Annotated in this window: 9 protein-coding genes; 3 read left to right on the top strand and 6 right to left on the bottom strand. The window is 44.0% G+C overall.

Features of this window, described 5'->3' with window-relative positions; genetic code table 11:
• From ftsB to ABD036_RS04775, 6 genes are all read right to left on the bottom strand, one after another.
• Positions 1-279, bottom strand: coding sequence for a cell division protein FtsB (gene ftsB / locus ABD036_RS04800; RefSeq protein ID WP_343857045.1), 279 nt, complete (start codon positions 277-279; stop codon positions 1-3).
• A 97-nt stretch (positions 280-376) separates the two neighbouring features.
• Complete coding sequence (locus tag ABD036_RS04795; RefSeq protein ID WP_343857042.1) at positions 377-2,131, bottom strand: TIGR03545 family protein; 1,755 nt, start codon at positions 2,129-2,131, stop codon at positions 377-379.
• 1 nt (position 2,132) lies between these two features.
• Positions 2,133-2,636 (bottom strand): TIGR03546 family protein, encoded by a 504-nt coding sequence (locus tag ABD036_RS04790; protein ID WP_343857039.1) that lies wholly within the window; start codon positions 2,634-2,636, stop codon positions 2,133-2,135.
• Between the two features lie 38 nt (positions 2,637-2,674).
• The gene (locus ABD036_RS04785) at positions 2,675-3,055 is read right to left on the bottom strand and encodes a hypothetical protein (protein ID WP_343857037.1); all 381 of its coding nucleotides are present in this window, start codon (positions 3,053-3,055) and stop codon (positions 2,675-2,677) included.
• A 146-nt stretch (positions 3,056-3,201) separates the two neighbouring features.
• Positions 3,202-7,011: a bifunctional proline dehydrogenase/L-glutamate gamma-semialdehyde dehydrogenase PutA gene (gene putA / locus ABD036_RS04780; RefSeq protein WP_343857034.1), complete on the bottom strand. Its 3,810-nt coding sequence runs from the start codon at positions 7,009-7,011 to the stop codon at positions 3,202-3,204.
• A gap of 264 nt (positions 7,012-7,275) precedes the next feature.
• On the bottom strand, positions 7,276-7,887 hold the full coding sequence (locus tag ABD036_RS04775; protein ID WP_343857031.1) for a TIGR04211 family SH3 domain-containing protein: 612 nt from the start codon (positions 7,885-7,887) through the stop codon (positions 7,276-7,278).
• Positions 7,888-8,080: 193 nt separating this feature from the next.
• Between ABD036_RS04775 and ABD036_RS04770 the strand changes: the two genes are divergently transcribed.
• The 3 genes from ABD036_RS04770 (at position 8,081) to ABD036_RS04760 (ending at position 12,564) form a co-directional block, all read left to right on the top strand.
• Positions 8,081-9,580 carry a CYTH domain-containing protein gene (locus tag ABD036_RS04770; protein ID WP_343857029.1) on the top strand — a complete coding sequence of 500 codons (1,500 nt, stop codon included), beginning with the start codon at positions 8,081-8,083 and terminating at the stop codon, positions 9,578-9,580.
• Between the two features lie 6 nt (positions 9,581-9,586).
• Complete coding sequence (locus ABD036_RS04765; protein ID WP_343857028.1) at positions 9,587-10,699, top strand: helix-turn-helix transcriptional regulator; 1,113 nt, start codon at positions 9,587-9,589, stop codon at positions 10,697-10,699.
• Between the two features lie 224 nt (positions 10,700-10,923).
• Positions 10,924-12,564: an acetolactate synthase large subunit gene (locus ABD036_RS04760; protein WP_343857027.1), complete on the top strand. Its 1,641-nt coding sequence runs from the start codon at positions 10,924-10,926 to the stop codon at positions 12,562-12,564.
• The last annotated feature ends 5 nt before the right edge of the window (positions 12,565-12,569 follow it).

The raw sequence follows: 12,569 nt of genomic DNA, 5'->3' as shown, positions 1-12,569 counted from the left end.
TTACTCTTGAGCTGGGAGAATTCGAAAAAATGTCTCGCCTTGCTTGATCAATCCAAGTTCGTTACGAGCTCTTTCTTCCATTGCTTGTACGCCTAATTTCAAATCTTTAATGTCAGCGATCAATAAACTGTTACGTTGTTTTAATCCGGAATTATGCTTTTTTTGTTCGGCAACTTGTTGTTGATAGGCGATGTAATCTGGAATGGAGTTTTTACCGAACCATAGTCGGTATTGGAGCAAAAATAGCAAGCTCACTAAAACTAAGGTGATCCACTTCATCTTGTTTTTGCCTCCGGTTATGATCTAAGGCGTTATTATGCAGAGAATCCCCCTTATGTGCCAGTAAATCCGAGCTTGATAGTCATCTCAATGGATTTCACTGGTTAAACAATTTGTCTTTTAGTTTGTCCTTGAGCTTGTTCTTGAGTTTGTCTTTTTGCTCATCCAAGGCATTGTTAAATTGCACGCTAAGCATTTCTTCGACACCCGTCAAATTTCCGTCCGCCAGTTTTTGCCAATCGAGCCATTGAGACAACTGGCCATTCTTCTCACCCAGAACGGCCTTAATTTTGTCATCGAGTTTGCCACGAAGTTCGACAAGTTTAGTTTGTTGATCGCCACTAAGATTAGCCACCAAGGCAGCCGCTAGTTGTTTGTCCAGATCTGAACGAAAAGACACTTTGGGCTTGGCGTAACTGCCACTAATGTCAGTCTTAATTTTCAGGCTATTTAATTGGCTGAGTGTCTCGGCAATCACTTTGGTCAAATTATTTTGGCCTGTGGCGGTCATTCTCAATTGACTAAAGTTCATATCACCAGAGCCATTCATGGTGCCGTTTTCGACGCTTAGTTTACCGATACTGCCAAATAGGGCTTGGTCTATTTTGGTGGTCAGTTTGTGATCTTTTAATAAGCTGATGTCAGACAATTTGATCCCTTCAAGATCCCATTGCTGATTGGCAGATAAACCCATTTGTGACAATCGGAAGTCACCGTTAACCAATAAAGATTGCCACAAAGCACTGGCCGATGAATTGATACTAAAAGTTGTTGGCTGTTTTATCCGCTCATGTTGATGGGTAATATTTTGCCAATGTGAGTGAATACGTTCTTGTTGCCAATGTAACGAAATATCGGCTTTCTTTATCCAGATATCGGGTAAGTTGGTGTCGTCTGCAAAGGTGATAAAGCGACCACTGTCTCGGCTTGTTTGTTGTTCAGTTGAGCCTTTTATTAGCGGTGCGACAATTTTATAAGCACTTAACAGGTAGTCGCTCCAAAGTGCGGCCTTGTCGCCTAAGATCATGCGGGTAACATCTTCAATTGCCCCTTGGTCGCCGGCAATTAGCAATTTTAGTTGATCATAATCTTGCCCCGGCGCCGCCTTTAAGTTAGCTAGTTTCGGCGCTAAATCGTTTTTTGCATCGCTGACTGACTGTTTAAAAGATTTGATTTTTTGTTGCTCTTGAATCAATTCCTCTCGCAATACCTCAAATTTCTTTTTGGCCGCGATGAGTTCGACAGGATCCTTGTAATCGGTTTTAGTAAGCGCACTAATTCGGTCTTTATACTCTTTGAGTTTGTCCTTGGCGGGTAAACTATCGTATTGAGTTTGGAGTTCGCTAGCGTGGCGCTGATAGGCTTGTTTGGCTTCATTGATGGCGTGGGTTGTTTTGAGATCTGCTCGTGCCAACAATTCATCTACTGATGGTAGTTTTTTCGGGTCAAGTAATTCGGGTTTGATCAACGGGCTGCCGGGTTGACGATAAACGCTACCTTTAGACGCTCTTGTTTGACTAAAGGCAACGCCAGAAACGGTCATCTCTTCAATGATCACTTTGTTGAGCAGTAAGGGACCAAGTTCAATTTGCGCGACAACTTTATCCGCTTGCACTTGGTTTTGAGTAGGATTGCTTGGATCAGTTAATTGGATATCTTCTAAGGTTACACCAAATGGGCTAAAGGTATGTGATACCGATTCAATATTTACCTCAGCACCGGTAGCGGTTTCTAAGGTTGATATCGCCGCAAGCCTGATCCAAGTGTCTAAAAATACAATTAAAATGGCACTGATAAAACCGACAAAAACAACAAATCCTACTAAGCCAGGCCAGCGAATGATGTTACTCATTTTAGCCTCCAAATCGTTGATAAGCTTGATAAATTCGACTGCCTTTGAGCACCTGCACAATATTCCATTGTTCAACCCAAGCCATGAAGTAGGAGCGATATTTAACCACCAGCACTTTGCTTAGAAACAGCACAAAAGGCGACAACAACAGAGTCACTGCTAGGCTGCCTATGATAAGCGTATTATAGAATTGACTAATACGTCCTATCGCGGTGTTGTAAAAGCTCGTCCACATTGCCTGTAACTGCTGATGGATAAGCAGTGCTTCGCCAACGTCGTTCATCAGTGGGTCGATTAACAAAGCGCATAATGAGAAAAGCCCCCAGGACAGCAGAAAGGTCGACAAGTTAACTCTAAAGAACAGGACGAAAAACAGCACAATAAGGTTGTGGAATGCAAGCACAGGGGTGAGTCCGAAAATCATTCCAAACATTATTCCAAACGCTAAAGACCAAGGACCCGCATCTGAATGCAGCGCTTTGAGTAGTTTGGCTAAAACGTACACGACTAACTCCTTATCGGCTTCCTATTTTGGCTATTAGGTTAGCTAGGATTGGGTTTATTGATGCAGCGAAACGCCGATGGAAGATCCAGTGAGATATCGAATTTCCAGTTTTGACATCCAACGGAATTGATGAAGTGCTCGGCCCTGGCTCTGCCATTCTCATTGCGAAGAATGATCACGACATGCAGGTTGTCTATGAAATTCGCTTCAATTTTCCCGATGGTGCCAAAGCTTTTCACTTCCTCTAGTGATAATTCAACTTCTTGCGCTGCAGAAAAGTCAAAGAGTGCAAAATTGACTTTGTGTAAATTCGGAAAAAATTGCTCATCACCGATAACCTTTACAACATGCAGGCCATTCACATGTCCGATAAACTGCAAATGTAAAATATCGTCTTTGATCGAGATCCTATAGCTCAAAATTTAAAGTCCATTGAGACGTGTTTGAGCACCGCAGTGTCGTAAATAACGTTAACACTTTGGTGCTGCAAACGGGTAATTGTTGTTACCTTTATATCCTAGCGCAAAATGATGAAATCGGTTTAGAATTTTTATCTACACACGCATTAATCATCAGATTCTTCCAAGGTCATCAATTTAGTATTGCCACCTGAAGCGGTTGTATCGATGCTGATGGTTTTTTCTGTCAGCAAGCGCTGGATCAGGTTGTCGGCATACTCCGCAGTAATTACCGGTAATATTGCTCCTTCTCGGGCGGCCAATTTTTTCGCCAAAAAGGACTGACTTTGACTTTGACTGTCAATAACAACGCCAGCCAGCGCAGGTGCATTTAATAGCGCAGGTAAATGGCTAAGTTTAGCCACCTGAAGTGCAGCATTGGGCGCGCCTAGCGCTCGCCATTTTTCGGCAAAGGCACAGGCCTCATCAAAAAATAGATCCGATACTACTGAGATAACCACGTTACCTGTCGCTAGTGCCGTGATCACCGATAATGTCCAATATTCAAAGGTGACCTGTTCATCGGCATAACACAACAAGATCCCTCGGGGCTCTAAATACAATGTATTAGACTCGCCTGTAGGTCCCGGCAACTGTTTGGGGTTTTTAAGTAACTTTTCGATTTTAGCTAACTGTATGCGACATACCGCCAAGGTTTGATCAAGGTCATCGGCGAGATCATCCAACATGTCAACGCGAGCAAGTTTTGCCAAAAGCTGTCTAACCCAAGAGATGCGACTTGTCAGATCTGACTCTCGCCACTGTTTCTCAATGCTCGAAGCCGCTTCAATCAGTTTAGCCGCGCCTGCATCGTCGTGTTGTTGATCTTCAAACACCTTATGGATTTGCAGGTTATCTTGAATCTCAATTTCAACTGGTGTGGCTTTTTCAATCATTAAGCGTGGCAAGTAATTGGGGCCGCCTGCTTTGGGGCCAGTTCCAGATAAACCGCGTCCACCGAAAGGTTGAACTCCGACAATGGCACCAATGATGTTGCGATTAATATAGACGTTGCCGGCGCGTGACAACTTGGCTAATTCGGTGGCTTTTTCATCAATCCGAGTATGGATACCCATGGTCAAACCATAACCGGTACTGTTGATCGCTTCTATGACATTAGACAAGTGTTTCTCTTTGTAGCGAACCACATGGATACAAGGCCCAAAGACTTCACGAGATAGCACACCGATATCATCAATTTCATACAATCTCGGCGCAAAATAAAAGCCATTTTCACAGCTGCCAGGCACTTCACAGGCGTGTAACAATGTGCCTTTATCTTGCATTTCTGCCACATGTTGATTGAGGCTATCTAAGGCTTTTTGATCGATAACAGGACCAACGTCCGTCGATAATAAAGCCGGATCGCCTATGCGCAGTTCTTTCATGGCACCAATCAACATGTCGATAATGCTATCGGCAATTTCCTCTTGTAAATACAACACGCGCAATGCTGAACAACGTTGTCCCGCACTTTGGAAGCCAGAAGCGATCACATCGTCAACCACTTGTTCAGGCAAGGCTGTGGAGTCGACAATCATACAGTTTTGGCCACCGGTTTCGGCGATTAGCGGGACTTGTTCTAAGTCACGTTTAGCTAATTCTCTGGCAATTAGGCTGCCGGTCTGTGTCGACCCAGTAAAAATGACGGCTTTGATGCGCGGATCAGGTAATAACGTATCTCCCACAACAGGTCCATGATTGACCACTGTGAGCAAGGTGTCTTTTGGCAAGCCTACGGTTTCCATCAGCTCAGTTGCGCGCAGTGCAATTAAACTGGTTTGTTCAGCTGGTTTAGCTAATACAGTGTTACCTGTGACCAAAGCCGCAACGACCTGACCAAGGAAAATCGCTAAGGGGAAATTCCAAGGGCTTATGCACAAGACAACGCCTCTTGGACTGAGTCTGTTGTCATCCGCAAGCTCTTCGGCTCGTGCGGCATAATAGCGACAAAAGTCGACCGCCTCACGGATCTCATCGATGGCATCTTGCGCAACTTTCCCGGCTTCTTTCATACACAGGGCGATCAATTCATCAGAATGACGCTCTAGAATATCCGCGGTCCGGCGCAGCACATCAGCGCGCTCGTTAACCGGTGTATTTGACCAACTTTGGAACGCTTTTTCAGAGCGAGCGAGCTTATCTTTTATTTGTTGTGGAGAGTCGTAATTGAGGACGCCCACAGACTCTTTTCGATTGGCAGGATTAAGCACATAATGTTGTCCTTCAGGCAGCTTATCTGCGTTTTCTAACGACATACATTGTTCTTGTTGCCAACGATCCAACGCCAGTTTGAGCGGAGAGATATGATTAACATCGGTCAAATCCAATCCCTTAGAATTGGCACGCTCTTGTGCGAACAAATCAATAGGCATTAATATTTGGTCGTTATATTTGAATTTGAGTCGTTGGGTTTTTTCGACTGGATCTTCGAGTAAGTCTTCCACTGGTTTGCTGTCATCGACGATGGCATTAACGAACGACGAGTTCGCGCCATTTTCGAGCAATCGCCTTACTAGGTAAGCCAGAAGGTCTTCATGTTCACCAACCGGGGCGTACACTCTGCACTGTACTTTTTCTTCAGTAACAATTTGATCATACAAACTGTCTCCCATGCCATGCAAACATTGGAATTCAAACCCTTCTTTGTCATCACCGGCTAATTCTAAAATGACCGACGCGGTGTATGCATTGTGGGTCGCGAATTGCGGATAAATACTATCGCGATAGGCCAGAAGTCGATTGGCACAAGCATGGTATGACACATCAGTTGAGGATTTGCGGGTAAAGACCGGGAAATGCTCCATTCCGTCGGTTTGAGCATTTTTAATTTCAGTATCCCAATAGGCTCCTTTAACCAGTCGCAACATCATCGGGCGGCTAACCTTTAAGGTAAGATCACGTACCCAGTCAATGACGTACAGGGCACGTTTTTGATATGCCTGTACAGCAATACCAAATCCCGTCCATTCACCTAAGTCCGGATCAGAAAAAACTTTCTCGATGATATCTAACGAAATATCCAGACGGTCGGCTTCTTCAGCATCTACGGTTAGACCAATGTCATAATCTTTACAAAGTAGACAAAGGTTTTTCAACATTGCCGGTATCTCTTCAAGCACTTCTTCGCGATTGGTAAATTCGTATCTCGGATGAATTGCCGATAACTTAACGGAAATGCCTGGGCTACGTTTAGGACCTTTTTTATTGGCGGCTTTACCTATGGAGTGGATCGCTGTTTCATAAGCGTCATAGTAGCGTTTGGCATCTTTTGCCGTTCTAGCGCCTTCGCCAAGCATGTCATAAGAATACACATAGCCTTGTTGTTCTTTTTCTTCGGCGCGAGCTAGAGCGTCGTCAATGTTTTCGCCCATCACGAATTGCTTGCCCATGACTTTCATAGCAATGTTCATGGCTTTACGAATCACCGGTTCGCCCATTTTGCCAAGGGTCTTTTTGAGTAAGCCAATGCTGTCGCGTTTACGATGGTCAGTGTAAGTAACCATGTTGCCAGTAAGTAATAAACCCCATGAAGAGGCGTTGACAAACATTGAGTCACTGGTGCCTAAATGTGAACTCCATACCCCTTTGGATAACTTGTCGCGGATCAAAGCGTCTTGGGATTTTTTGTCAGGCACACGCAACAATGCTTCAGCCAGACACATCAACACTACCCCTTCGGCGGAGGACAATGAATACTCACTTAACAGGGCATCGACACCACCATGACCTTCTTGTTCTCTGCGAATACGCAGGACCATTTTACGGGCTCTCTCCCAAGCGCGGCTGCGTGCACTGACTGACACTTCCGCATCAGGCAAAATATGATCAACAGCCAAATTTTCATCAATACGATAAAAATCTCTTATCTTTTGTCGAATGGGACAACTGGTGACCAGATTACCGTTAAAAAGCATGGAAAACCTCCTGAAACTAAGAGTAGTGTGTATGTTATTGCAAGGAGCGCTTGGTTAAAACTCAGGGCAATAGAATTTGCGCTATAGAGTAGCTAAAATATTTTGAAAAGCACGTAAAGATTGCCTGATCGGGTACGATTTTCGTTTGAGCATGGATCATGCGGGATGAATTCCATGAAATGCCATTGCCCAAGAGCGTAGATGAGTATCATCCCATCTACTTGCTAGGCAATAATCACTAGGGATAAAAGCCGCAATCACGGCTTACATCCATTGATCATTGCGTCGACGTTTCTTAGGTAAATAAGCAATAATAACACCCACAATGATACTGATTAAGGCGATGATACCACCGCGAGTAAACCACTTCATTTGGGTGCTTTGATCCTGTACATCTAATTCTCGCTGGATCCGTTGATTGTCTTTTTGGATATCTTCTAAATCCTTCACCAAGCGTGCATTACGAGAGGTGAGATCGGTTACTTGCTGATTCAATAGCTCAGTCGACTGAGTCATTTGCTCAAGTTGCGAGTTGGCTTGTTCAAGTTCGCTACGCAAATTCGGCACTACCACCCTAATGCTAGGTTGCGAGGTAATATATTGTGATTCAATCCAACCAGTTCGCTGGGTGTCATCTATCACTTCAACAAAGCCTTTTTCTTGATTCTCTTGAAGTACCGACACACGGGTCCCAGCAACAATGGAACCTAATATTCGATAATTTCTGCCCGGACCAGAATGCATAAAGGCCTGTAAATCATCGGTAACATAACGAATATCACCCGAGCCATCGTTTGGCTCTTGTTGCTGCTGCGCAGTAATTGACAGCGGAGTGAGGCTGACTAATGCAATCAGCAAAATTGAAAACTTTGTCATAGCGTACCGTTGTAGAGTAAACATTTGTACAAATGGTATGGCCTAGACACTGCAAAGGCAAGGTTTGATTCACACCAATCGAAGCGATGCGTCCTGTATCCAAATTGGTATAATTGCCTTGCAATACGCAACGGAGTATTGTTGCCCGACTGATTAATCTTCCTAGTTTGTAGAGTGTCTGAAGCTAATTATTATGGAAAAAGAAATAGAATTAAAAATATTATTACCTGAAGGCATCAATGAAGCGTCGTTGCTTTCGGTGCTGAAAGGGTTTGCAGCAAACATTGAAACGTCCGAGTTCACCCTTTTTAATCAGTATTTCGATACACCAGAATGGGCGCTCAGTGCACACAATATTGGTTTACGAGTAAGAAGCAGCGAAAAAGGCATTGAGCAAACAGTAAAGACTGCAGGCAGAACCGTTGGCGGTTTGCATCAACGCCCCGAATACAACGTCGCTATTGATTCGTTGGACCCTGATCTGGAATTGTTTCCTGCGGATATTTGGCCTGAATCATTGTCAGTGTCTGAACTACAAGAAAATATCGTACAAATTTTTCATACGGATTTTCGTCGTCTTGCGCATTTATTGCGGCTATCAGATGGCACTGATGTCGAATTAGTGTTTGATAAGGGCGATATCAGTACCGCTGATAACCAAACCGAAATTTGCGAATTAGAATTGGAGTTAAAGCGTGGTGATATTGCTGTGCTGTTTGAATTAGCGGAAAAGATAACGTCAATTGCGCCCACTCAATTATGCAATATCAGCAAAGCGGGACGCGGATTTTTATTAGCCAGAAAAGCACTGGCGCCCGCTTCCGAATCATTAGGTTATGTCTCGCTTGAGCGCGGTGACACATGCGAACAAGCCTTCGTGAAAGCGTTGGAGTATGGGTTGTCGTTTTGGCAAAAGGCCGAGTACCGCTACCGACATCGTCGAAAAATAGCTGATTTATTCGACATTCATATTGGCCTCAAGCTCACAGCCGCCTGCGTGAATCTTTACAGCGATGTGTTAAATGCCGAAGAATTACTCGATCTGCGCAACGCGCTCAAATTGAGGCTGCGAAAATGGGCATGGATAGAGCAACTTAGGAGCATTAAAAGCTTACGTTCTAAGCGCGGCATGTACAGCAAACGTTTGGTTCAGCACGCAGCTTTGATAAGTTACCTGCGCGGCTTACAAGATGGAACCTTAAATTTATCGCGCCCCGACTTTTTGATCACCCACAGTGACAATACCTTATTGCAGTTGCGATTATCTAAATTACTCATCACCAAGCCGTGGCGACAAAACAATCAGCGATCCAAACAAAATATTCGGGAACTCGCTAGCGACAAATTAGCCGAAATCTGGCAACGGGTGTTTGAATCAATAAACGGCGACAGCTTGACTTCACAATCTTATTTGCAATTCGAGCCGCTTCTCGATGAAGCCCTGTTAGTCGACCGATTAGTTGGCGATGCTTTTTCGAGCAGTAAACGAGAGGCTTTTTGTGCTCCTTGGCAAGATATTTACGAAGGCATGCAAGAGTTGCGCACCCTTAATGTCTTACAAAATAAGCTGCAAGATTCGGATATGGAGAACAAAACTGAACTTTTACAGTGGAGTGAGCTTAAGAAAAGTACACTTGTGTCCGTTATAAAACAAAGTACGTTGGTTGCGTGGGAAGTGGAGCCTTATTGGTGATGTACAATGGATGAAGCGAGTCTTTATCAAATTTCTATCAGCACTTTGCTGGTGGGATGGTTTATTGCCTTGATTTTGGTATGGGTGCGTTACGACAGGTTAAAGCACGGTAAACTACTGCTGACGGCTATCCTACTTTGGCCATTAATGCTAACGGATGAATGGCTAAAACTTTCGCAAATGCATGACGGCTTAAGTTTTTTAATTGGTACTACTCAATTTGTGCCTGTCATTATTGCTGCTACTTTATTGCTCAGTATTCGCCAACTCACTATTAAAAAATATGCCAATAATGGCATGTTGTTTTTCATTCCTGCACTGCTGCTGGCAGCTGGTCAGTGGCCTTTATTAATGCTGCCAGAAGAAACTAAAATCGCTTTTTTGTATAGCCCCCCTGCAGGTGATATTTTGACAAACTGGCCTTACATAGCGCCTTACTTGTTTGGGGCTTTTGTGATGTTAAGCTATGCCGTACATTCGGCTGAATACCTAAGTAGTTATCACTTTTATTTGTCCGACCAAGTAGTCGACATTGATATGTACCAGTTTCGAATTGCAAACAATGGCTGTTATGTCCTGATATTTGTCGCGATGTTAAACCTGTTGATACTCGGCTTAGTTATCTTTAATTGGCAACCTTTTAGTCAATGGCAGCAAGTACTTAATATTAGTAATGCCGGTGCTTTATTATTCTTGATGTTGATATTGTTGGAAAAACGACGGATTTCACCCACGCCTTTCACTGAAGCTGAATTTGACAAGAATGCCTTCACTGAAGAGCAGTTGCGGGCCACGCTTAAGCAAGCTGAACAGGCAATTATTAAATACAAAGCTTATAAACGAAAAGGATTGCGCATTGAGCAGGTGTGCCACGTGGCTGAGTTAAACCCAGCGGCACTGGCTCTTGCAACACGGTTTATTTTGAAACGCAACTTTCGTGCGTTTATTTATCATTACCGTCTGGAATATGCCAAAAAGGTGTTGATGCGCACTGATCAGAAAGTGACAAGTGTGGCTAAACGACTTGGCTTCAACTCAGAAAAATACCTAAGTAACATGTTCATTAAATATATCCATATGATGAGCAGAAAGGAGCAGCAAAAACCTAATCAGCCATAATGTTGATAGTTATAAACGATTCAACCAATCAGTTTTAATCATTTTAAATGCCCATCCTTAACCTTTAGCCTAGTTTCAGCTATCCGTCTTAATCGCTACAAATTATCTCAGGTAAGCTATCTTTATAGCTGCCAACTCGTTGAAAGTGATGGGTGTGAGAAATGAGTCTTGCGCTATGGCATAATCACTTTGTTATTGATTGATAACAATATTTAGGGGAAAACATGAAAGCATCCGATCTGTTTGTCAGTGCGTTAGAAGCTGAAGGCGTGGAATACATATTTGGCATTCCAGGAGAAGAAAATTTAGATCTGTTAGAGTCTCTGAGAAAATCTTCTATCAAGCTTATCTTAACTCGCCACGAACAGGGCGCCGGCTTTATGGCTGCTACTTATGGCAGGCTAACTGGCAAAGTTGGGGTGTGTTTATCCACATTAGGTCCAGGTGCGACTAACCTAGTTACCCCGGCAGCTTACGCGCAACTTGGTGCGATGCCGATGTTGATGATAACTGGCCAAAAACCCATCAAAACCAGCAAGCAAGGGCGTTTTCAGGTGATCGACGCAGTGGATATGATGAGGCCATTAACTAAGTATACCGCTCAGGTTGTGAGTGGTGATCGTATTCCCTCTATTGTTCGTGAAGCATTTCGTCTTGCCCACGAAGAGCGCCCAGGTGCGGTTCATATCGAATTGCCCGAAGATATTTCTGCGGAGCAAACGTCTGCTAAGTTACTCAACCCAAGTATAGTAAGACGGCCTATTGCAGAAGATAAGTCCATTGCGCGGGCGATTGAAATGATCGAGTCTGCCACCTCTCCGGTCCTAGTGATCGGAGCAGGAGCGAATCGCAAATTAACCGCCAAAATGCTTAAAGAATTTGTCGAGAAAACTGGCATTCCTTACATCACGACGCAAATGGGCAAGGGCGTGTTAGATGAAAGTGGCTCATTGTTTATGGGTAACACCGCCTTATCAGACGGTGACTTTGTCCATCGCGTTATCTCGCGGGCTGATTTGATTATCAATGTGGGTCATGACGTAGTAGAAAAACCGCCGTTCTTTATGAGCAATGATGGCAAAAAAGTGATTCATGTAAACTTTGATTCGGCCGCCGTTGACCCAGTGTATTTTCCGCAATTGGAAGTGGTCGGGGATATTGCCAATAGTATTTGGCAGTTTAAACAAAACATCACCCCGCAGAGCCATTGGAAACTGGACTTTTATTGTGACGTGCACGACGCCTACATTGCTCACCGAAAGGCCTCTGAAGATGACAGCCGGTTTCCCATTTTACCGGAGCGATTTGTTAGAGATATCCGTAAAGCCATGCCTAAAGACGGCATAGTGACGCTCGACAATGGTGTCTATAAGATTTGGTTTGCCCGCAATTATCCAGCATATCTGCCCAACACGTTGCTGCTTGATAATGCGCTAGCAACTATGGGAGCTGGATTGCCTTCGGCCATGGCTGCGAAAATTGTTTATCCAAACAAATCGGTCATCACCGTCTGTGGAGACGGTGGATTTATGATGAATAGTCAGGAAATGGAAACTGCCGTTCGCTTGAAATTGCATATCGTGGTGATCATTTTACGTGACGATGCCTATGGCATGATTAAATGGAAACAAGCTAATATGGAATTTGCAAATTTTGGCCTAGACTATGGCAATCCCGATTTCGTGAAATATGCCCAAAGCTATGGTGCCAAGGGGTGGCGCATTAGTTCAACAGAAGAATTGCTACCTCAAGTAGAAAAGTGTCTCAGCGAACCGGCGGTGCATTTGATTGATGTGCCAGTTGACTATTCACTCAACGACAAAACGCTTAACCATACTATTCGCGAACTCAGCGCAAAACTCTAGGAGCC

It is taken from the genome of Aliiglaciecola litoralis, from assembly GCF_039523355.1.
Taxonomy (GTDB): Bacteria; Pseudomonadota; Gammaproteobacteria; order Enterobacterales; family Alteromonadaceae; genus Aliiglaciecola; species Aliiglaciecola litoralis.
This window is presented reverse-complemented; position numbering and strand designations above follow the sequence as displayed.